This is a genomic window from Rhizobium sp. 01N447_2 (genome assembly GCF_056399245.1).
Genome location: NZ_JBFTQY010000014.1, coordinates 219,333 through 241,826, shown reverse-complemented (window position 1 = coordinate 241,826; position 22,494 = coordinate 219,333). Strand labels below are relative to the sequence as shown.

17 protein-coding genes are annotated in these 22,494 nt (G+C 62.7%); 11 read left to right on the top strand and 6 right to left on the bottom strand.

Annotated elements, in window-relative coordinates:
• Window positions 1-126 precede the first annotated feature (126 nt).
• On the bottom strand, window positions 127-1,038 hold the full coding sequence (locus AC1ECN_RS12205) for a LysR family transcriptional regulator (RefSeq protein WP_003561999.1): 912 nt from the start codon (window positions 1,036-1,038) through the stop codon (window positions 127-129).
• Window positions 1,039-1,202: 164 nt separating this feature from the next.
• Between AC1ECN_RS12205 and AC1ECN_RS12200 the strand changes: the two genes are divergently transcribed.
• The 6 genes from AC1ECN_RS12200 (at window position 1,203) to AC1ECN_RS12175 (ending at window position 11,428) form a co-directional block, all read left to right on the top strand.
• Window positions 1,203-2,015, top strand: a complete 813-nt coding sequence (locus AC1ECN_RS12200) for an alpha/beta hydrolase fold domain-containing protein (protein WP_130673016.1) — start codon at window positions 1,203-1,205, stop codon at window positions 2,013-2,015.
• A 46-nt stretch (window positions 2,016-2,061) separates the two neighbouring features.
• Window positions 2,062-3,252: an efflux RND transporter periplasmic adaptor subunit gene (locus AC1ECN_RS12195; protein WP_018495560.1), complete on the top strand. Its 1,191-nt coding sequence runs from the start codon at window positions 2,062-2,064 to the stop codon at window positions 3,250-3,252.
• Between the two features lie 118 nt (window positions 3,253-3,370).
• Complete coding sequence (locus AC1ECN_RS12190; protein ID WP_130673015.1) at window positions 3,371-6,571, top strand: efflux RND transporter permease subunit; 3,201 nt, start codon at window positions 3,371-3,373, stop codon at window positions 6,569-6,571.
• A gap of 215 nt (window positions 6,572-6,786) precedes the next feature.
• Window positions 6,787-7,698, top strand: a complete 912-nt coding sequence (locus AC1ECN_RS12185) for an NAD(P)-dependent oxidoreductase (protein ID WP_130662103.1) — start codon at window positions 6,787-6,789, stop codon at window positions 7,696-7,698.
• The gene (locus tag AC1ECN_RS12180) at window positions 7,695-9,479 is read left to right on the top strand and encodes an IlvD/Edd family dehydratase (RefSeq protein ID WP_130673014.1); all 1,785 of its coding nucleotides are present in this window, start codon (window positions 7,695-7,697) and stop codon (window positions 9,477-9,479) included. Before AC1ECN_RS12185 ends, AC1ECN_RS12180 begins: the two co-directional genes overlap by 4 nt.
• 158 nt (window positions 9,480-9,637) lie before the next feature.
• On the top strand, window positions 9,638-11,428 hold the full coding sequence (locus AC1ECN_RS12175; protein WP_130673013.1) for a putative bifunctional diguanylate cyclase/phosphodiesterase: 1,791 nt from the start codon (window positions 9,638-9,640) through the stop codon (window positions 11,426-11,428).
• A 13-nt stretch (window positions 11,429-11,441) separates the two neighbouring features.
• Here AC1ECN_RS12175 and AC1ECN_RS12170 read toward each other — a convergent pair whose 3' ends face one another.
• Window positions 11,442-11,702 (bottom strand): hypothetical protein, encoded by a 261-nt coding sequence (locus tag AC1ECN_RS12170; RefSeq protein WP_130673012.1) that lies wholly within the window; start codon window positions 11,700-11,702, stop codon window positions 11,442-11,444.
• A 107-nt stretch (window positions 11,703-11,809) separates the two neighbouring features.
• On the opposite strand from AC1ECN_RS12170, the gene AC1ECN_RS12165 reads away from it, so the two are divergent.
• The gene (locus AC1ECN_RS12165) at window positions 11,810-12,658 is read left to right on the top strand and encodes a GNAT family N-acetyltransferase (protein ID WP_130673011.1); all 849 of its coding nucleotides are present in this window, start codon (window positions 11,810-11,812) and stop codon (window positions 12,656-12,658) included.
• Between the two features lie 3 nt (window positions 12,659-12,661).
• On the opposite strand, the gene AC1ECN_RS12160 is transcribed toward AC1ECN_RS12165, so the two are convergent.
• A complete protein-coding gene (locus tag AC1ECN_RS12160; protein ID WP_130673010.1) occupies window positions 12,662-13,579 on the bottom strand; it encodes a DMT family transporter in 918 nt (305 codons plus the stop codon).
• A 190-nt stretch (window positions 13,580-13,769) separates the two neighbouring features.
• Between AC1ECN_RS12160 and AC1ECN_RS12155 the strand changes: the two genes are divergently transcribed.
• Window positions 13,770-15,068 (top strand): adenylosuccinate synthase, encoded by a 1,299-nt coding sequence (locus AC1ECN_RS12155; protein ID WP_130665003.1) that lies wholly within the window; start codon window positions 13,770-13,772, stop codon window positions 15,066-15,068.
• A gap of 60 nt (window positions 15,069-15,128) precedes the next feature.
• Window positions 15,129-17,642 (top strand): hypothetical protein, encoded by a 2,514-nt coding sequence (locus tag AC1ECN_RS12150; RefSeq protein WP_130673009.1) that lies wholly within the window; start codon window positions 15,129-15,131, stop codon window positions 17,640-17,642.
• 122 nt (window positions 17,643-17,764) lie between these two features.
• Here the strand turns inward: AC1ECN_RS12150 and rpoH are convergent, their stop codons facing one another.
• Window positions 17,765-18,673 (bottom strand): RNA polymerase sigma factor RpoH, encoded by a 909-nt coding sequence (rpoH, locus tag AC1ECN_RS12145; protein ID WP_003542378.1) that lies wholly within the window; start codon window positions 18,671-18,673, stop codon window positions 17,765-17,767.
• Between the two features lie 189 nt (window positions 18,674-18,862).
• A complete protein-coding gene (locus tag AC1ECN_RS12140; RefSeq protein WP_130665001.1) occupies window positions 18,863-19,888 on the bottom strand; it encodes an RluA family pseudouridine synthase in 1,026 nt (341 codons plus the stop codon).
• Window positions 19,889-19,931: 43 nt separating this feature from the next.
• Here AC1ECN_RS12140 and AC1ECN_RS12135 point away from each other — a divergent pair, with 43 nt between their 5' ends.
• Both AC1ECN_RS12135 and AC1ECN_RS12130 read left to right on the top strand, forming a co-directional pair.
• Entirely contained in the window at window positions 19,932-20,318 is a 387-nt protein-coding gene (locus tag AC1ECN_RS12135; RefSeq protein WP_130673008.1) for a hypothetical protein, read from the top strand.
• 7 nt (window positions 20,319-20,325) lie between these two features.
• Entirely contained in the window at window positions 20,326-21,150 is an 825-nt protein-coding gene (locus AC1ECN_RS12130; protein ID WP_130673007.1) for a TrmH family RNA methyltransferase, read from the top strand.
• Window positions 21,151-21,247: 97 nt separating this feature from the next.
• Here AC1ECN_RS12130 and AC1ECN_RS12125 read toward each other — a convergent pair whose 3' ends face one another.
• Entirely contained in the window at window positions 21,248-22,408 is a 1,161-nt protein-coding gene (locus tag AC1ECN_RS12125) for a coiled-coil domain-containing protein (RefSeq protein WP_130673006.1), read from the bottom strand.
• Window positions 22,409-22,494 lie beyond the last annotated feature (86 nt).

Below are 22,494 nucleotides of genomic sequence, written 5' to 3'. Positions count from 1 at the left end.
CGCTCTCTTCCGAACCTCCAGAGCCTGCCGCGCCCTTGCTACCGTGCGACAGGCTTGATGTTCAAAGTTGTACATTGCGGCCCGTCGAAGGTTCCCCTGCCTTCCGGGCCGTATTTGTTTTGGCGCTCAGACGTCGTTCAGTCTCGCCTCGACCAGAAGCTTCACCAGCCAGTCGACGAAGACGCGGACCTTGTTGCTGAGGTGGCGGTTCGGCGGATAAACGACATAGAGCGGCAGCGGATCGCGACGCCAATCCGGCAGCACGCGGACGAGCTCGCCCCTTGCCATCGGCTCGCGCGCCATGAAGATCGGCACCTGCGCGATGCCGAGACCCGTCAGCGCAGCCGTCAGATAGGTGCGGCTATCGTTGACCGAGGCGATGTAACGCGGACTGGTCTCGATCACCTCGTTGTGCCGGCGAAATTCGAAGGGCAGCGTCCGGTTGTTCTGGGCGCGGAAATAGTTGACGGAGTAATGATCCGCCTCCAGATCTTCCGGCCGCTCGGGCATGCCGAATTTCTGGATGTAGCTCGGCGAAGCACAGGTGATCATCTCGACTTCGGAGACGCGCCGCGCAATCAGCGACTGGTCGGCCGGCGTGCCGGCCCGCAGCGCACAATCGACATTTTCTGCAAGATAATCGACCGTGCGGTCGCCGACACCGAGGTCGATACGGATATCGGGATAACGCTGATAAAAATCGCATAGTGCGGGGACGACGATCCAATCGGCAAAAGCGCCGGCCATCTCGACGCGGAGCCGCCCGCTCGGCAGGCTCTGTGAATTGGAAAGGCTGCCGTCGAGTTCCTCCAGTTCCGAAATAATCTGGGCGGCGCGTTCGTAATAAAGCGCGCCGTCCGTGGTCACCATCACCCGGCGCGTGGTACGATTCAAAAGCTTGGTGCGCAGATGCGCCTCCAGGCCTTGGATGAGATTGGTTACCGTCGCCTTGGGCATGGCGAGCATGTCGGCGGCGCGGGTGAAATTGCCCGTCTCCACGACGCGAATGAAGACGCGCATTGCCGAGAGCTGATCCATCGGTTTCAAATCCGCAGTTTGCGTTGCACCATTGTTCGAGATCTGGAACAGTGTTATCGCGATATAGCTTCTTATTCCTTGGTTGGAATAACAATATCTTTTTTGTACAAAATGCAAGCGGCAGGCGTTGTCTGCTTGTGGCCGACGCAAAAGAGACCGGAAGCATGACGGTGGAATGGAAAGATATGATGCTGGACAAGGTGGTCATCGGCCCCGTTTCCGCACGCATCTACCAGGGCGCCGATTACGGCAAGGGTCCGCCGATTGTGCTTTACCTGCACGGCGGCGCGTTTCTGGATAGCGACAAGAACGTCGACCGGCCGGTGGCGATGAGTCTCGCCAAGGCTGGCGCCATCGTCGTCGCTGCTGACTACAGCAGCCTGTCCGGCAACCTATTCCCGCAAGCGCTGGAAGTCTCCTTTTCCGTTTTCACCTATCTCGCCAACAAACGCGCCGGTCTCGGCGACCGGAAATCGTTGCTCTTCGTCGCTGGCGAAGAAGCAGGCGGCAATGTCGCCGCCGGTGTGGCGCTGAAGGCGCGCGACCAGATGCCGGACGCGCTCGACGGCCAGATCCTGATTTCGCCGCTGCTCGATCCCTTCATGGGCACGTCCTCGATCCGCAAGGCCGAAGCCATCGGCATGCGCCAACGCTGGACGGAGGGCTGGAGCCACTATCTGAGCGGCGGCGGTTGCCACCCTTATGCGGCGCCTTGCCTCTGTTCTCGTATTTCGGGCGTCGCGCCGGCGTTGATATTCACTGCCGAGGACGATCCTCTGCACGACGAGACAATTGGTTACGGTGCCCGCCTGAAACAGGCCGGCGTCGGTGTGCGCCAGCATGTCCTTCCCGCCGGGACGGGCTGGCCCTCGATTTATGGTGGGAAATCCGACGGAGCGCCCGACTGGCAGGAAAACGTCAGCCGCCATTTCGGAAGCTTCCTTCGGGACGTAAGCGTTCAACCGCAATTGCATTGAAGAAGACCTGATATTTCGGCGGCCTTGAGCCGTAAGGAGAGTACCGATGACGTCCAGAAAGAAGCGCTGGGCCCTGGTGGGCGCCGGCATAGGCCTTGTTGCGTCCGTGTCCGGCGCCGCATTGTTTTTCGAATTGCCGATGAGCACGACCGCCACGGCCGCTTCCGCCCCTGCACAGGCTCCCGCTGTGCCGGTGACGGTGGCCGTCGTTGCGGCGCATGATGTGACGGCCTGGGAGAATTTCTCCGGCCGTCTGGAAGCCGTCGATCGTGTGCAGGTGCGTTCCCGTGTGGCCGGCGCCATCCTGTCGGTGGCTTTCCGTGAAGGGGCGCTGGTGAAGCAGGGCGACCTGCTCTTCACCATCGACCCGGCCCCCTACCAGGCGAGCGTGGCGCAGGCGCAAGGCCAGGTCGCTTCGGCCGAAGCCAAAGTTAGCCTGGCGCAGACTGAACTCGACCGCGGCCGCAGGCTTTCCGACAACCGCACCATCTCCCAGAGTGATCTCGATCAGCGTCAGAGTTCGCTGGCCGAGGCTCAGGCGGGGCTGCGTTCGGCGCAGGCCGCACTGCAGTCGGCCCAGCTCGATCTCGATTATACGCAGGTGCGGGCTCCGGTTTCCGGCCGCATCGGCAAGATCGAGGTGACCGCCGGTAACCTCGTCGCGGCCGGTTCGACCTCGCCGGCGCTGACGACGCTCGTTTCCGTCGATCCGATCTATGCGAGCTTCAATGCCAGCGAAGAGATGGTGACGCGCGCGCTTGCCCAGCTTCCGCAGACGGATAGCGCCCTGCCTGCCGTCGAGCAGATTCCGGTCGAGGTCGGTACGCTGACCGACAGCGGCACGCCGATCAAGGGCAAGCTGCAGCTGATCGACAACGAGGTCGATGCATCAAGCGGTACGATCGGCGTACGCGCCGTCTTCGATAATCCGGGTGGACGTCTCATCCCCGGCCAGTTCGTGCGGGTGCGCATGGGTCAGCCGAAGGCCGAGAACAAGATCGTCATCAGCGACCGTGCCGTCGGCACGGACCAGGACAAGAAGTTCGTCTTCGTCGTCGATGGTGAGAACAAGGTCGCCTATCGGCAGGTCCAGCTCGGCACGCTGGCCGACGGCCAGCGTGTAGTCGAAAGCGGCCTGAACGTCGGCGAAAAGATCGTCGTCAACGGTCTGCAGCGCATCCGTCCAGGTGCAGTCGTCGCACCTCAGATGGAAGAGAAGGTCGCGACCGCGCAGTAAAGACTTTGCCTTCCCCTCCGGGGGAAGGCCAATACCCGAAATGATATGACCCGCCGGCGACTCCCAAACCGCCGGAGAGGGACGTTGCATCCATGTTCACCCCGGAGAGGGCTTTGATATGAACATCTCCAGATTCTTTGTCGACCGCCCGGTTTTTGCCGGTGTTCTTTCGGTCCTCATCCTGGTTGCCGGCTTGATCGGCCTGCGCGCGCTGCCGATTTCCGAATATCCGGAGGTCGTGCCGCCGTCGATCGTCGTGCGCGCCACCTATCCCGGCGCCAACCCGTCCGTCATCGCCGAAACGGTGGCGACGCCGCTCGAAGAGCAGATCAACGGGGTCGAGGGCATGCTCTACATGGCCAGCCAGGCGACGTCGGACGGCGTGCTCAACGTCACCGTCACCTTCAAGCTCGGCACCGACCCGGACAAGGCGCAGCAGCTCGTGCAGAACCGCGTTTCGCAGGCCGAACCGCGCCTGCCGGCGGAAGTCCGCGCGCTCGGCATTACGACAGTCAAGAGCTCGCCCAACTTCATCATGGTCGTCAACCTCGTCTCTGACGGGGGCGATCACGACATCACCTATCTTCGCAACTACGCGACCCTGAACATCAAGGATCGGCTCGCCCGCATCGCAGGCGTCGGTCAGGTACAGGTCTTCGGCGCCGGCGACTATTCCATGCGTGTCTGGATCGACCCACAGAAGGCCGCTGAGCACAATCTCGCCGCCAGCGACATCAGCAGCGCGATCAGCTCCCAGAACATCCAGGCCGCCGCTGGTATCATCGGCGCATCGCCAAGCCAGCCCGGTGTGGACCTGCAGCTCAACGTCAATGCCCAGGGTCGCCTGCGCACGCCTGAGGAATTTGGCAACATCATCGTCAAGACGGGCGCCAGTGGCGAGATCACCCGCCTTCGCGATGTCGCCCGCATCGAGCTCGGTGCTGCGGACTACACCCTGCGTTCGCTGCTCGACGGCAAGCCGGCCGTCGCCGTTGCTGTTCTGCAGGCGCCGGGTTCGAACGCGATCGAAATCGCGGACAATGTGAACGCGACCATGGATCAGTTGCAGCTCGCCATGCCTGCCGGCGTCAAGTACGAGATCGTCTACGATACGACGAAATTCGTGCGCGCCTCGATCGAGAAGGTCATCGACACGCTGCTCGAAGCCATTGCGCTCGTCGTCCTCGTCGTCATCCTGTTCCTGCAGACGTGGCGCGCCTCGATCATCCCGCTGATCGCGGTTCCGGTATCGATTATCGGCACCTTCGCGGTCATGTATGTCTTCGGCTTCTCGATCAACGCGCTCAGTCTGTTCGGCCTGGTGCTTGCGATCGGTATCGTCGTCGACGACGCGATCGTCGTGGTCGAAAACGTCGAGCGCAATATCGAACAAGGCTTGTCCCCGCGGGCCGCCACCTACAAGGCGATGAAGGAAGTCTCCGGTCCGATCGTCGCGATCGCGCTGGTGCTCGTCGCGGTCTTCGTGCCGCTCGCTTTCATCTCCGGCCTGTCAGGTCAGTTTTATCGCCAGTTCGCGCTGACGATCGCAATCTCGACCGTCATCTCGGCCTTCAACTCGCTCACCCTGTCTCCGGCGCTGGCAGCCCTTCTCCTGAAGGGCCATGATCAGCCGAAGGACTGGCTGACGCGCTTCATGGACGCCGTCTTCGGTTGGTTCTTCCGCGGCTTCAACCGTGTTTTCGGCGCGGGCTCGAATGCCTACGGCAAGGGTGTAGGTGGGCTCTTGTCGCGCAAGAGCATCGTCATGGTGATCTATCTGGCACTGGTCGGTGCGACCTACAGCCTGTTCAGCACGGTTCCGGGCGGCTTCGTGCCGTCGCAGGACAAGCAGTATCTGATCGGCTTCGCCCAGTTGCCGGATGCCGCAAGCCTTGACCGCACGGAGGACGTCATCAAGCGCATGACCGAAATCGCGCTGGCGCAGCCGGGCGTTGCCAATGCGATCGCCTTCCCAGGCCTGTCGATCAACGGCTTCACCAACTCCTCGAATGCCGGCATCGTCTTTGTGACGTTGAAGGACTTTGAGGAGCGCAAGACGCCTGATCTCTCGGGTGGTGCAATCGCCATGGCGCTGAACCAGAAGTTCGGCGTCATCCAGGATGCCTTCATCGCCATGTTCCCGCCGCCGCCGGTCAATGGTCTCGGCACGACAGGCGGCTTCAAGCTGCAGATCGAGGATCGTGCGGGCCTCGGCAACCAGGCACTCGACGAGGCGACCAAGGCAGTGCTTGCAAAGGCCTATCAGACGCCTGAACTCGCCGGGCTGTTCTCCAGCTTCCAGATCAACGTGCCGCAGCTCTACGCCGATCTCGACCGTGCCAAGGCCGAGCAGCTCGGAGTTTCCGTCACCGACGTCTTCCAGACGCTGCAGATCTATCTCGGCTCGCTCTATGTGAACGACTTCAACGCTTTCGGCCGCACCTACAGTGTCCGTGTGCAGGCCGATGCGAAATTCCGCGCCCAGCCGGAAGATATCGGCCAGTTGAAGGTTCGTTCGGCATCGGGTGAGATGATCCCGCTTTCGGCCCTTCTGAAGGTGGAGCCGAGCACCGGTCCTGAGCGTGCAAACCGCTACAACGGCTTCCTCGCTGCCGACATCAACGGCGGCCCGGCACCGGGCTTCTCGTCCGGCCAGGCGCAGGCGGCAATCGAGAAGATCCTTCACGAAACGCTGCCTGCGGGCATCGACTTCGAATGGACGGATCTGACCTACCAGCAGATCCTTGCCGGTAACTCCAGTATCGTCGTCTTCCCGCTGGCTCTGCTGCTCGTCTTCCTGGTGCTGGCTGCCCAGTATGAGAGCCTGACGCTGCCGCTCGCGATCATCATGATCGTGCCGATGGGTGTTCTGGCTGCCTTGACCGGCGTCTGGCTCACCGGTGGAGACAACAACATCTTCACTCAGATCGGTCTGGTGGTGCTTGTCGGCCTATCCGCGAAGAACGCGATCCTTATCGTGGAATTCGCCCGCGAACTGGAGTTCGAGGGAAGGACACCGCGGGAGGCCGCGATCGAGGCCAGCCGCCTTCGCCTTCGCCCGATCCTCATGACCTCGCTCGCCTTCATCATGGGCGTCGTGCCGCTCGTCGTCTCCACTGGCGCCGGCGCGGAAATGCGCGCGGCCATGGGTGTCGCGGTCTTCTCAGGCATGATCGGCGTGACCTTCTTCGGCATCTTCATGACGCCTGTCTTCTACGTGCTGCTGCGGCGGTTGACGGGCAACCGTCCGCTCGTCCAGCACAAGCCGGACGAACACAAGGAAGAAGAGGCGGAGGTCATCCGGCTCGCGGCGGAATAAACGGAATTCAACCTTCCTTTGTCGGGTAAATCGGGCGGGAACTTCGGTTCTCGCCCGGATCGTTTTCAGAGCATGATGCCGAAAAGTGGGCGCGGTTTTCGGACGACATCATCCGCATCTAAGGACACACCACAAAAATGGGTTACGTCCGTCAAAACGGTTTGCAACGGTGGGCGAGGGGACTATCAAAGACGGACAACAGTTGGGAGGACTGAATGACAGGTTCGAGAAAAGGTGATGAGGGCAGGCGGATCGCCCTTCTCGGCACCGGCCTGATGGGGGCGCCGATGGCTCGCCGGCTGCTTGGCGCGGGCTTTGCCGTCACCGTCTGGAATCGCGATCCCGGCAAGGCCGAGGCGCTTGCGGGAGACGGCGCGGTTCGCGCGAAAACACCGGCGGATGCCGTTTCAGGCGCCGATGTCGTCATCACCATGCTGACTAACGCCGAGGCGGTGAAGGACGTGTTGTTCGACCGTGGCGCGGCCGATGCGATGACGCCTGGTGCTACCGTCATCGACATGAGTTCGATTGCCCCGCATTTCGCCCGTGACCATTCGGCGAGGCTTGCCGAGCGCGGCGTCGATCACGTCGATGCGCCGGTATCCGGCGGCGTCGTCGGGGCGGAAGCCGGTACGCTCGCGATCATGGCGGGTGGCGACGAGGACGTGATCGACCGGCTTGCGGATATCTTTGCGCCGATGGGGCGGGTGACCCGCGTCGGTCCGAGCGGTGCGGGCCAGCTTGCCAAGCTCGCCAACCAGCAGATCGTCGCGGTGACGATCGGCGCCGTCGCCGAAGCGATGATGCTGATCGAAGCGGGCGGCGGCTCGCCGGCGGCCTTCCGGGACGCCATTCGCGGCGGCTTTGCCGAGAGCCGCATCCTCGAACTGCACGGCAAGCGCATGGTCGAGCGGCAGTTTACCCCAGGCGGTTCGTCCAGCAACCAGCTGAAGGATCTGAATGCCGCCATGGAGACGGCCAAGACCCTGTCGCTGACGCTGCCGCTGACGGCGGCGGTGCATGCCGAATTCAGCGAATTCGTCGCCAATGGCAATGGCGAAAAGGATCACAGCGGCCTGCTCCTCCATCTCGAGGAGAAGAATGCCCGGCCGGGAGGAAAGCAGTGACGGACAGCCATTCGCCGAAGCGGCGCCTGCGTTCGCAGGACTGGTTTGACAATCCCAATCATATCGACATGGCAGCGCTCTATCTCGAGCGCTTCATGAATTACGGCATCACGCCGGAAGAGCTGCGCTCCGGCAAGCCGATCATCGGGATTGCCCAGAGCGGCAGCGATCTGACGCCTTGCAACAGAGTGCATGTTGAGCTTGCCAAGCGGGTGCGCGACGGCATCCGCGACGCCGGCGGCATTCCGATCGAGTTTCCGACGCATCCGATCTTCGAGAATTGCAAGCGCCCGACGGCGGCACTCGACCGCAATCTCGCCTATCTCGGCCTCGTCGAAATCCTCTACGGCTATCCGCTCGACGGTGTCGTGCTGACCACCGGCTGCGACAAGACCACGCCTTCAGCGATCATGGCTGCTTCGACGGTCGATATTCCGGCGATCGTGCTCTCCGGAGGGCCGATGCTCGACGGTTGGCACGAGGGGGAGCTGGCGGGCTCCGGGACGGTGATCTGGCGGATGCGGCGGAAATATGCGGCAGGCGAGATCGATCGGGAAGAGTTTCTTCAGGCGGCGCTCGACTCGGCTCCATCAGTCGGCCACTGCAATACGATGGGTACTGCTTCGACGATGAATGCGCTGGCCGAGGCGCTCGGCCTTTCGCTGACCGGCTGCGGCGCCATTCCGGCCGCTTACCGCGAGCGCGGCCAGATGGCCTACCGCACCGGGCGGCGTGCCGTCGAGATCGTGTTCGAGGATCTGAAGCCGTCGGATATCCTGACGCGCAAGGCTTTCCTGAATGCCATCCGCACCAATTCGGCGCTCGGCGGCTCGACCAACGCGCAGCCGCATCTGGCCGCGATGGCAAAGCACGCCGGCGTCGAACTCCATCCCGACGACTGGCAGGTGCATGGTTTCGATATCCCGCTGCTGGCCAACGTCCAGCCGGCGGGCGCCTATCTCGGCGAGCGCTTCCATCGCGCCGGCGGCACGCCGGCGATCATGTGGGAACTGCTGCAGGCCGGGAAGCTCGACGGGAACTGTCGCACGGTGACGGGCAGGACGATGGCCGAGAACCTAGAGGGCAAGGAAGCACGCGACCGCGAGGTCATCAAGCCGTTCGCTGAGCCGCTGAAGGAGCGGGCGGGCTTCCTCGTTCTCAAAGGCAATCTCTTCGATTTCGCGATCATGAAGATGAGTGTGGTCTCGGAGGATTTTCGCCGGCGCTATCTTGAGGAACCCGGGCACGAGGGCGTCTTCAAGGGCAAAGCGGTGGTTTTCGACGGTTCCGAGGACTATCACAAGCGCATCAACGATCCCCAACTCGGCATCGACGAAAATACCATCCTCGTCATCCGGGGCGCCGGGCCGATCGGCTGGCCTGGTTCGGCTGAGGTCGTCAACATGCAGCCGCCGGATCATCTCCTGAAGCGCGGCATCCGCAGCCTGCCGACGATCGGCGATGGCCGCCAATCGGGCACGGCGGACAGTCCCTCGATCCTCAACGCCTCGCCGGAAAGTGCCGCCGGCGGCGGCCTCGCCTGGCTTCGTACCGGCGATGTGATCTGCATCGACTTCAACCACGGGCGCTGCGACATGCTGGTCGATGACGCCGAGATCGAACGGCGTAAAGGCGACGGCATCCCGCCGGTGCCGGCGGATGCGACGCCGTGGCAGCAGATCTACCGCCGCTCGGTTACGCAGTTGTCGGATGGTGCGGTGCTGGAGGGAGCGGCGGAATTCCGCCAGATCGCGAAAAATCCGCCGCGGCACAACCACTGATCTTGAAGCTGCCGTCGACTGCAAGCCCTTTGATCCAAAAAGGGAAAGTCGTAACGAACAGTTCACCTAGTCATTAGTTCGGTGGTCAAGACAAGGCTTCATTAATGGCGGCCTGAGACCATATTGCCGTTATGTAAGCTTCTAAGGCTGGGACCGCGTTGCCAGAGAACAAAGCCACACGATCCGAACGAGAGTTTCAGGATCTTCTGCGTCGGCTCGAACTCGCTCTCGATGCATCCCAGATTGGTGTCTGGGAGCACAGCATCGAGCAGGACGGGATCTTGTGGGATGCACAGATGCATCGCCTTTACGAGACTGGCGAGACCTGCCGGCTGGTGGCGGCATCGCTCTGGTCGAATGCCATCCATCCCGATGATCGCGAGCGGGCCGAACGCGACTTCGAGCAGGCGATCGTGACGCGCGGCGCCTATAACTCACAATTCCGAATCGTGCTGCCGAGCGGCGAAATCCGTCACTTGCGTTCGCGAGCGCATTTCTATGTCGATGCGGGGGGGCTGCCCTCCTTCATCGGCGCCGAATGGGATGTGACGGCCGACGTACTGCTCAACGGGGAGCTGGCGCGGCAGAAGGTGGTAGCCGAGGCGAGGGCGCTGGCGCTCGAGGAAAGCAATGCGCGCATCGAGCATGTCGCCGATCACGACTATCTCACCGGCCTGCCGAACCGGCGCCTTCTCGACAAGCGGCTGGCGGAACTGCCTGCCGACAAGAGCATCACGACGCTCGCGGTCCTGCATCTCGACCTCGACCAGTTCAAACAGATCAACGACAGCCACGGTCATGCGGCAGGCGACATCGTTCTCAGGGCCGCAGCCCTTCGCATCACCGCTGCCATTCCTGTAAATGGCATGGTTGCCCGCGTTGGCGGCGATGAGTTCGTCATCGTGCTGGTCAATTTCACCGATCTCACTGAGCTGAAGCTGATCACCGAGGATCTCCAGCGCCGGCTGCGGAAGAAGATCCGCTTCGGCCAGGAGATGCTGCAATCCGGCGCCTCGATCGGCGTTTCCTGGAGCGGCGATCGGCGGGCTCGCAACCTGCTTGCCGAATCCGACCTGGCACTCTACCAGGCCAAGAAGCTCGGGCGGAACCGGGTCGAATTCTTCACGCGGCAACTGCAGGAGGATCTGCGCTCCAAGCGTCGTCTCGCCGAAGAGCTGAAGCTTGGGCTGGAGCGCGGCGAGATCGTTCCCTATTATCAGGTGCAGCTCGACGCACGGACGCGGGAAGTCATCGGCTTCGAGGCGCTGGCGCGCTGGAAACATCCCGAGAAAGGCGTGCTCGCCCCGGGGGTATTCCTGAAGATCGCCGATGAGCACGGACTTGCGGCGGAGATCGACGCGGCAATCCTGAAAAACGTTCTCGAAGACCGGCTGTTCTGGCTGTTGCGCGGCCTTGTGGTACCGCGCATCGCCGTCAATATCTCGGCGTCGCGTCTTGCTGATCCGGCGCTGCTCGACAAGCTGAGGAAACTCGATATCCCGCCCGGCGTGATCGTCTTCGAACTGGTGGAGACGATTTTCCTCGACGACAGCGACGAAAAACTGCTCGATCATATCGGCGATATCAAACAGATGGGCATCGATATCGAGATCGACGACTTCGGATCGGGCCATGCCTCGCTCATCGGTCTCGTCAAGCTGCGGCCGAAGCGGCTGAAGATCGACCGGCAGCTCGTCACCGAAGTTGTCAGCTCTGCCGAGCAGCGGCGGGTGGTGGGTTCGATCGTGGAGATCGCCAAGGCACTCGATGTCGAGGTGATCGCCGAGGGCATCGAGTCCGAGGCGCATGCCGTCGTGCTGGCGCAACTCGGTTGCGACGGCCTGCAGGGTTACGCGTTCGGCTATCCCGCACCGGCGGCCGAGACAGGCCGTCTTTTCTCCTCGACGACGAGTGGGATTGAAAAGCAGAAGACCGCGATGGGCAGCTGAACCGGCTGATTCGTCAGCGGGTGGCCGTCGTCGCGCCTGGTTTCAACAACGTCCTTGCCGGGTCGCGGAGGTGTTTTCTGCCGAAATGCTTTCCTCGCCGTTCAAATCGCGCAGGCGATATTTTTTCGGCGCGGCGTTTTATTCGCGTCGGCAGGAAGATAATTGGCGCGTAAGTAATTTTCTTGAGCTTGCAACGGCATTGTTTCATGGTAATGCGGAAACGAAGATTTCTGCATTGCATCGAAAAATGATTATACGCGTCATCAAGTCCCATGAGCGCGGCTCTCCATCATTCGCAGGTGCAATCGGGGAGCTGGGGCCTGACAATTGCTTTGCCGTTGCCGGGATGGACTTGCGGGACATTCAATCTGGGAAGGTCGCATGAATTCGGAATTTGCCGTTCGTTCGATGCGGCCCGGCGAACTGGAACTCGTGCTCGAATGGGCGCGTCAAGAGGGCTGGAACCCAGGCCTTGACGATTCGCTTGCGTTCCTCGAGGCCGATCCATCAGGATTTTTCGTCGGCTCTATCGGTGAAGTCCCCGTCGGCTCGATCTCGGTCGTCAAATATGGCGAGAGTTTTGCCTTCCTGGGCCTCTACATCGTCCATCCCGATTTCCGCGGCAAGGGTTACGGCAAGGCGATCTGGGCGGCAGGCATCGCCAGTGCGGGAGACCGCACGATCGGTCTCGACGGCGTCGCCGCACAGCAGGACAACTATCGCAAGGCCGGCTTCGAACCCGCCTATTCCACCATTCGCTACGGCGGTGTCGCCACCTCCTTGCCTGTCTCGACGCTTGTCGCGCAACCGGTGCTGGATTCGCGTCTCGAGGGATTGCAGCGCTATGATTCGGCGATCTTTCCGCAGCCGCGGGATGCCTTCCTCACCTCCTGGTGCACCGGACGCAAGGGCCGCCGTTCGGCCGTGGTGCGCAAAAGCGGCAAGATCCGCGGTTACGGCACGATCCGCCGCTGCTACGAGGGCTACAAGATCGGCCCGCTCTTTTCCAACGATGCCGATAGCGCTGCAGCGCTGCTTGCCGAATTGATCCCCGAGGCGAAGGGGGCCGTGGTCTTCATCGATATTCCCACGGCGAACCACGAGGCAGTCGCGCTTGCCGAAGGGCTCGGTCTTCAACCGGTGTTCGAGACGACACGCATGTATCGCGGGCCGGCGCCGGCCATCCCGCTGAAGCACGTCTTCGGCGTGACAACGCTGGAACTCGGTTAGGCTCTAATCAACGGGTGAGGCGGGCACGGTTTGTGCCGAAGCTTTCGGCCGGCCCTTTTCGGCGATCGCGATGCCGCCCAAGGTCAGCACCAGCGCGATCACATGGAACGACTGCAGCTGCTCGCCGATCAGCGCGACGGAGAGCAGCGTTCCAAAGACCGGCACGAGATTAATGAACAGGCCGGCCCGGTTGGCGCCGATTGCCACGACGCCCTTGATATAAAGGATCTGCGCCACCAGCGACGGGAAGATCGCCGTGTAGAGAGTGATGACCCAGCCGGCCTGGTCCGGCCACTGCGCAGCGCCACGGCCGGCCTCCCAAAGGAGCAGCGGCAGCGAGGTCAGCATGGCGCCGAGCGCCGGGACCGCCATCAACGTGCGCCAGTCGAGCGGCGGCTTCCAGCGCAGGAAGATCGTGTAGACCGAATAGGCGGCAATGGCGATCAGCATCAGCCCGTCGCCGCGGTTGAGGCCGAGTTGCAGCAGCGTTGAGAGGTCACCATGCGCAGCGGTCAGGGCGACGCCGATCAGCGTCATGCCGAAGCCGAGGCATTGCGCCAGCGAGATACCGGTGCGGAAGAACATGAAATTCAGCAGGAAGATCAGCATCGGGATGCCGGCCTGCTCAATGGCGACGTTGATCGCCGTCGTATATTGCACGGCCGAGTAAAGCATAGCGTTGAAAAGGGTGTAGCCGATGACGCCGTAGAAGAGGAGCAGCGGCAGGTTCTTCATGACGACCGGCCAGTCCTTGCGCAGTTGCGGTACCGAAATCACGGCGATCACCGCCACAGCGAGGAACCAGCGCAGGAAGGTCAGCATCATCGGACTGATATGCCCGAGCGCGAGTTTGCCGGCGACAGAGTTGCCACCCCAGCAGAGGGTGGCGATAACGAGGCAGATATAGGCCGTGGCTTGCAAGAGCGTTCTTCCGTCTTTCCGCGATCGCCGTGCGGCGTTTTGTGAGGGGAAATAGCCTGTCGGCTGCTGATTTGTCACGTAAAAAGCCCAATCTGCTGTGACAACAGGGTCGCTTTCCAAAAAACAAAGCTTTATAGATGCGCGGGTTTGAGCAGGTGCGCGGTTCCGCGCCGGTAACAGGAAGAGTTGGATGACGAACGTAGTCGTGGTCGGTTCGCAATGGGGTGACGAAGGCAAGGGCAAGATTGTCGACTGGCTTTCGGAGCGTGCTGATATCGTTGTGCGCTATCAGGGCGGACACAATGCCGGCCATACGCTCGTCATCGACGGCACCAGCTATAAGCTCTCGCTCTTGCCGTCCGGCGTCGTGCGCCCGGGCAAGATGGCCGTCATCGGCAACGGTGTCGTCGTCGATCCGCATGCGCTGATCGCCGAGATTGGCCGGCTGGAGGCGCAGGGCGTGACGGTTACGCCTGACAATCTGCGCATTGCAGACAATGCGACGCTCATTCTGTCGCTGCACCGCGAGCTCGACGCGATGCGCGAGGATGCTGCGTCGAACAGCGGCACCAAGATCGGCACGACGCGCCGCGGCATCGGTCCGGCCTATGAAGACAAGGTCGGCCGCCGCGCCATCCGCGTCATGGATCTTGCCGATCTCGACAGTCTTTCCGGCAAGGTCGACCGTATTCTGACACATCACAATGCGCTTCGCCGCGGCCTCGGCGTCGCCGAGGTCAGCCATCAGGCGATTATGGAAGAGCTGACTTCGATCGCCGATCGGGTGCTGCCGTTCCGTGATACCGTCTGGCTCTTCCTCGACAAGGAGCGCCGTAAGGGCTCCCGCATCCTCTTCGAAGGTGCACAGGGCAGCCTGCTCGACATCGATCACGGTACTTATCCTTTCGTCACCTCGTCGAACACGGTGGCCGGTCAGGCAGCAGCCGGTTCAGGCATGGGACCCGGCTCGCTCGGCTATATCCTCGGCATCACCAAAGCCTATACGACGCGCGTCGGCGAAGGCCCGTTCCCGACCGAGCTGAAGGATGCGATCGGTGAGTTCCTTGGCGAAAAAGGTCATGAGTTCGGCGTGGTGACCGGACGCAAGCGGCGCTGCGGCTGGTTCGACGCTGCACTGGTGCGCCAATCGATCGCCACCAATGGCATCACCGGCATCGCGCTCACCAAGCTCGACGTGCTCGACGGCCTCGAGGAATTGAAGATCTGCGTCGGCTACATGCTCGACGGCGAACAGATTGATCATCTTCCGGCAAGCCAGGGAGCGCAAGCTAGGGTCGAACCGATCTACATCACGCTGGAGGGATGGAAGGAATCGACCGTCGGCGCCCGCAGTTGGGCGGATCTGCCGGCACAGGCGATCAAATATGTTCGCCAGGTTGAAGAGCTGATCGGGGCGCCTGTCGCGCTCCTGTCCACCAGCCCGGAGCGGGATGACACCATACTTGTGACCGATCCGTTTGAGGATTAAGCTCACGGGTCACTGTGGAGGATGGTTCGGTAGAGTGCCGGACTTCTTGAGAAAGTACTAATGGCGGATTTTATTGCAGTCATTCGGCGGGCCGTCGACGGCCTGGCTGAAAATACCCCTGAGATGCGGGTGAAAGTCTACGAACGTGCCCGCGGCGCAGTGCAGCGGCAGCTCGAGAACATGAAGCCGCGTCCGCCGGAAGCCATGCTGCAACGCCAGCTCGAAAAGCTCGAGGCCGCCATCCGCGAAGTGGAAGGCGAACATTCTGAGGCTTTGCCGCTCGATGCGCCGGTTGCGGAGGTCACCGCGTCGGAATCCTTCGAAGAACAAGCGGTTCACGACGAAAGCGAACCGGCGTCGGCGCCGGAGACGGCTGTCGATGAACCGGTCTACGAGGCCTATGCGGAACCACAGGCGGCCGAGGCCGCCGACGAGCCCGATCACGTGGAAGCCGCCGCGCCAGAGGAAGCTGAGGAAGAGGTCGCTGCCGAGGAGCCCCTTTCCGCGGAAGAACCTGTTCCCGCCGAAATCCCAGTTGTCGCCGAGACAGCGGTTTTGCCGGAGACATCCGGTCCCGCCGAGACATACTGGCACCCCTCGCATGAGGAGGAAGCGCCGGCCGAGGAATGGCATGCCAGTGAGGCGCGCGACGTCGCTGCCGAAGATGTGCCCGCCGAACATGACGGCGGGGAGGCGCCTGCCGAGCATCGCAGCGAGCAAGCCGACGAAGACCGTGCTGACGAGCAGCATCCCGTGGAAGCCGAAGAGATCGCGGCCGAACCGGCGGCGGTGGAAAGCGGGGAGCCGGAGGCCGAGGAGGCTTACGAGCCCGTTGAGCCGTTGCAGCCGATCACCCGCGGCATAGACCATGCATCCAACCGGCTGGTGGAGCCGGTCGCCGATTTCGATCGTCCGCAGGAATTTGTCGAGCACAGCCGCGAGGAGCCGTTGCAGGCCGACGCCGCGGCGCATTTCGAACCCGTCTGGGCCGAGCCCGTTGCCGAAACGCCGGCTCCGCCGCCCAAGGATGCGGAGACCGAATGGGCCGAAGAGGAACTCCGGCAATATTCGGAGACGGCGCCGGCGCCGATTACGGCCGATGCCTCGGCGCGCGCCTTCGAGGAGGTGATATCGAGCCTCGAAAAAGTGGCCCCCGCGGCCGTCATGCCGGCCGCCAAGGAAAGTTTCTCCTGGGAGACGGCCGCCTTCGACGATCTGCCGCCGATCGAGGCAGGCAGCAATAAGAAGGCGCCGGTTGCCTCGCATTTCGACGATGTCGATATCTTCGCGGAAGTGCACAACGGCAAGCCGGCGCCTGCTGGCGGCGCGCCGAGCGAGGACTGGCGAGAGGCGAAGGCGCTGCGCGGCTACGACCGCCGCGGCTCGGTCGCCGCTGACGACGATGACGCCAATCCGGCAATGGATATCGATCAGATTGTTGCCTCCAAGATGCAGGGCAAGAATTTCCGTATGGAGCCGAAGCGCCGCCGCTTTGGTATCGGTACCGTGATCACGCTCATCTTCGCGCTCATCCTGATCGGTGGCGGCGCCTATGCCGGCTGGATGAACAGAGAGGCGCTGGTGGCGATGGTCGATGGGCTCGTCAGCTCGGCACCGTCGCAGGCGACCAGGAACGAGGCGGCAACACCGCCAGCTGGTTCCGCGACGCCTGCCCAGCCGGCCGCGGTGACGCCAGCCCAGCCGACCACACCGGGAGCGCAGAATACTCCAGTGGCGCCGGCGCAGCCTAACCCGCAGGTCGCGTCCGTGAGCAATGATGGCGCTGCGGCCAATTCGAAATTCACCCAGCGGCTGCTGACCGATGGGACCGAGGTCGACAGTGGACCGGCGACTGTGCCAGGAACACCGACCGCGGAAGGAAAATCGGTCGCCGAACAGAATGTCGCGGCAGCAGATACGCCGCCTGCCAGCGCGCAGGGCGACGCGGCACCCGCCGAAACGCAGACGCCGAACGGCCCGGTGGCATCGCCGCAGCAGACCGCACCTGTCGGTTCGTCGCAAAAGATGTTTCTCTATGAGGAGCGCATCGGCCAGAGCTCGCCGACGGCGATCGAGGGATCGGTCGTCTGGAGCGTGCAGCACGAGGCGGGTCAGGACGGCCGGCAGGAGGCGACAGTGCAGGGCAACGTTACCGTTCCCGAGCGCAATCTCTCGGCGCTCGTCACCTTCAAACGCAATTCCGATCCGTCGCTGCCGGCAAGCCATCTGGTCGAGATCGTCTTCTCGGTGCCGCCGAATTTCGAAGGCGGCAGCATCGACAGCGTCCAGCGCATCTCGATGAAGCGCACGGAACAGGATCGCGGCGATGCGCTGATTGCGGTTCCGGCCAAGATCACCGACGATTTCCACATGATCGCGCTCAACGACTATCCGGATGCGCGCAAGGCCAATCTCGACCTGATGGCGACCCGCAATTGGATCGATATCCCGATTACTTACCGCAACGGCCGCCGCGCGCTGCTGACGATGGAGAAGGGTGGTACGGGGACGGACGCCTTCAATACCGCGATCAAGGAATGGACCGCACTCGGGGATGTCTCGACGAGCCAGTGATGGCTTTTCCGGGAATGCCGGCTTAGCCGGTAACGGATAACGGACCGCGGTGCAGCGGGGAGCAATGAAAAGAAAAGGCGGGCCGCAAGGCCCGCCTTCTTCAATTCTATCATGCGGCAGGTTTATGCCGTGGCTTCGACGACGCGGACGGCCTTGGCGCGTTCCAGGGCTTCCTTGCGCACGGCATCCTGCACCTTTTCGAAGGCGCGGACCTCGATCTGTCGGACGCGCTCGCGGCTGATGTCGAACTCGGTCGAAAGGTCTTCCAAGGTCACCGGATCCTCGGCGAGGCGGCGAGCCTCGAAGATGCGGCGTTCGCGCTCGTTCAGCACGCTCATCGCTTTCGCCAGCATGCGCCGGCGAGTGTCGAGTTCGTCCTGTTCGATCAGCACGTCTTCCTGGCTGTCATGGTCGTCCACCAGCCAATCCTGCCACTGACCGCCATCACCTTCGGCTGCCTTGATCGGCGCATTCAGCGAGGCGTCGCCGGAGAGGCGGCGGTTCATCGAAATGACCTCCTCCTCCGAGACGTTCAGCTTGGTGGCGATTTCTGAGACGTGCTCCGGCTTCAGATCGCCGTCATCAATTGCCTGGATGCGTCCCTTCAGCCGGCGCAGATTGAAGAACAGGCGCTTCTGGTTGGCAGTCGTGCCCATCTTCACCAGCGACCACGAGCGCAGGATATATTCCTGGATCGAGGCCTTGATCCACCACATGGCATAGGTGGCGAGGCGGAAGCCGCGCTCGGCATCGAACTTCTTGACGGCCTGCATCAGGCCGACATTGCCCTCGGAGACGACTTCACCGATCGGCAGGCCATAGCCGCGATAACCCATCGCAATCTTCGCAACGAGGCGAAGATGGCTGGTGACGAGCTTGTGGGCAGCGTCGCGGTCGCCATGCTCGGCATAACGCTTGGCGAGCATGTATTCCTGCTGCGGCTCCAGCATCGGGAACTTGCGGATTTCGTCGAGGTAACGATTGAGACCGGCTTCGCCGGCGGTAATGGACGGCAAGGTATTTCGGGCCATAGTGCACCCTCCTAAAGTGAATTCCGGTTCCCAATGGAAACGCATCCTCGCGTTAAAAAAGGCAAACCGGGACGTGCGGCTCTCTCCGAGCCCGCACTAAGTCAATGTACAGATAAGTGTGGCGAAACAGCGGTTCAAGATGCCGCTCACGCAGGTGTGAGGCGGGCAGGCGACATTTTGGAGCCGCCTTTATCGCCGCAGCGCTTCGATCAGTTCGACCATATCATCCGGCAGCGGCACCTCGAAATGCATGAGTTCGCCGGTGCGGGGATGCTCGAACTGCAGCATGAAGGCATGCAGCGCCTGGCGGCCAAAACCGTTGACGATCTTGCGGATCTCTTCCGGCAGGAGATTGGCCTTGGTCTTGAAGCCGGCGCCGTAAACCGTGTCGCCGAGCAGCGGATGGCCAATATGGGCCATATGGACACGGATCTGATGGGTGCGGCCGGTTTCGAGGCGGCATTCGACCAGCGAGGCGAACGCGGTCGCATCCGGCTTCTCATGGAAGCGCTCGATCACCTGGTAATGCGTGATCGCCTCGTCGGCGTCCTGACTGTCGGGGCGCTTGACGGCGCGGCGCGTGCGGTCGCCGGTGGCGCGGCCAAGCGGCGCGTCGACCGTGCCTGTCAGCGAGCGCGGCCGGCCCCAGACGACTGCCTGGTAGGCCCGCTCCAGCGGCATGGTGCGGCCATGGTCGGCAAATTGCAGCGAGAGGTGGCGATGGGCAATGTCGTTCTTGGCGACGACCATGACGCCTGTCGTGTCCTTGTCAAGACGGTGGACGATGCCGGGGCGGCGCACCCCGCCGATGCCGGAGAGCGTATCGCTGCAATGGTGGATCAGGGCGTTGACCAGCGTGCCTGTCCAGTTGCCAGGACCGGGATGGACGACGAGACCGGAAGGCTTGGAGATGACGATGACGTCATCGTCCTCATGGAGGATATCGAGCGGGATGTCCTCGCCCTGCGGCGTGGGGTCTTCCGGCTCGGGCAGCGTGATCTCGAAACTATCGCCGCTGCGCACCTTGCGCTGTGGGTCGGTGACGGGCTCGCCGCGCAGAAAAACCTGGCCGTCCTTGATCAGCGTCTTGATGCGGCTGCGCGAAAATTCCTCGCCGACCTGCCCCGTCAACCAGGCGTCCAGCCGGCCTTCGGCGCTTTCATCGGCGGTCAGGACTTTTCTATTGCCGGCTGCTTGTTTAAAGGGGTCGCTCAAGACGCTTCTTCTCCGACGTATTTTTTTAGAACGGGACGCACAGATGACAGCAATCGAGCCAGACGACCAGGAAGAGAAGCCCCTTGATCCGGCGATGGAAAGTGTCCGGCGCAAGATGGTCCGCCTGCAGATCGTTTCCGGCGCCATCATGTTCGTGAGCCTTATGGCGGTCTTCGGCGCCGTTGTCTACAAGGCGATGCACAGCGAGCCGAAGGAGACGGCATCCGCTGTTGCCGCCTCCGGCGTGCCGTCGGATGCGCCGCTTGCGGCGACCGTTTCCCTGCCGCCCGGCTTCAAGGTGCAGTCCACATCGTTTTCATCAGGGCAGATCCTGTTCTACGGTGAAACGGTCGAGGGCAAGAACAAGGCGCTGGTCTACGATCTCAGGACCGGCCGCACCGTTGCCGACGTCACTGTCGCGGGCAATTGAGGCCGGCATGGCCGCCGTTCCGATCGACATCGACAGCGCCGACGATCCACGCGTCGCCGAATTCCGCGAGATCCGCGAGCGCGACCTGACGGGCCGAGAGAACCGCTTCATCGCCGAGGGCACCGTCGTGCTGCGCATGCTCGCCGAGGCGCATGCGACAGGCCGCGGCTTTTTCGCCGAGAAGATCCTGCTGCTGCGCAACCGCGTCGAGGGCGTCCTGCCCATCCTGGAGCGGTTTCCGGCCGATGTGCCGGTCTATGTCGCCGGGTCTGATGTGCTCGACGGCGTCGTCGGTTTCCATCTGCATCGCGGCGTTCTCGCGCTCGGCCGGCGGGAGGATCGCGGGGAGGCGGCACTTCTCGACGCGCTGCCGGAACGGGCGCTGGTGCTCATCGGTTGCGGCATTTCCAATCACGACAATGCCGGCTCGATGTTCCGCAATGCGGCCGCCTTCCGGGCGGACGCGGTGCTGCTCGACGAAACCTCCTGTGATCCACTGTACCGCAAGGCGTTGCGTGTCTCGGTCGGTTCGGTGCTGAGTGTTCCGCACCGGCGTGGCGGCAAGGCCTTGGATGTGCTCCTGGCGCTTGCCGAGCGGGGCTTTGCCATCTGGACGCTTTCGCCGCACGGCAAGACCGATATCCGCGCCATTCCGGCTTCAATGCGCATGGCGCTCGTCGTCGGCACCGAGGGCGAGGGGTTGCCGGAGGCGCTGCTTGCGCGCTTCCAGAGCGCGCGCATTCCGCAGTCGGAGGAACTCGACAGTCTCAACGCCGCGACGGCGACGGGGATCGCGCTGTTTTCCATGGCCTCCGCGATGGGGCGGATCTAGCCTATACGCCCGAAAATCGCCATCGATTTTTGGGATCATGCCAATTCAAAATGATGGCGCGCCGCTCGTCCTATCCGACGCGCGCCGCGCTAAGGCGTCAGCGCGGGGGATCGGCGATGATCGCCGCCGCCCTGTCGGCAAGGCTGACGCGATCGTTGGGGTTCTTTTCCGCGGCATCTACGAGCAGCGTGCGGATCGGCGAGGAAGGTCCCTCGTTGAGTGCGGTCAGCGCCACCATATTGGCGGCGATCGAGGCGATATCCTCGCGGATCGCGCCATCGCGCCCGGTTACCGCCTTTGCCTTTTGCAGGCGCTCGGCAAGGGCGGCGCTGCGCTTGCGGACATCCTCGCCCATCTCGGCCGTGACGGCGGCGGTGTCGAGCGCGGATGCGGTCGTGTCTTCGGCCATCATTTCCGCCGGCAGCTCCGCGACCATCCCGGCAAGGCCGGCGTCGCGCAATACCCGGTTGACCTTGCGGATCTCGGCGTTAGCGGCCTTCAACTGCTCCTTCAATTTGGCGATCTCCTGCTGGCGGCGAACGACCAGGGTTTCCTTTTCGGTGGCGGAAGCGCTCTCGCGCGCGGCCTTGTCCTCCAGGCGGATCACCATATGCTGCTGTTGCGTCAGTTTCTGTTCGGCATCCTTGGCGCGCTTCTGCAGCAGGCTGACGTCCTGGCGCAGCGTATCGCGTTCGTCGCGCAGTGCGTTGACGCGGAATTTCAGGCTCTCGGCCTCGGTTTCGCGCGCAGCCAGGTCGATCCTCAACCCATCGGCCTGTTCACCGAGTTTGCTCAGCCGCGTCCGCATCGTCGCCAGTTCGCTGTCCTTGTTGGCAGCGGACTGCTCGGAAATATGCAGATTGGTCTTCAACTGGCTGATAAAGTTCTCGTCCTTGCGCAGATGCGAGCGCTGGTTGGCGGCCTCGACATGCATCTCGCCGATCTGGGCCCGCAATTCGCCGATCTCGGCGGCAAGCCTGCCGGCATCGACGGCGAGTGCGTCATGGCGAAGCTGGAGCGACAGAGATTTCTCGCGCTCACGCAGAAGGTCCTGGGCCGTGCGGGCGTTTTCGGCGGCATAGAGCGCACGCACCATATCCTTCTGGGCGCGAACCTCCTGAGGGCTCAGCGGCATCGTCGCTTTCAGCCGGTTCTCGGTATACCAGACAATGCGGCGGTGAACGGCGGGCGAGACCAAAAAGACGAGGAAGGCCGCGGTCAGGAAGCCCAATCCGAACAAAAGAGCATATTCGATCACGGCGCGGCCATCGGTAAGAAGGTTGATACGGGGTCAGCCGCGATGATTAAGCACGCATGACACGCATGGCAAGGCCGCCGGTGTGA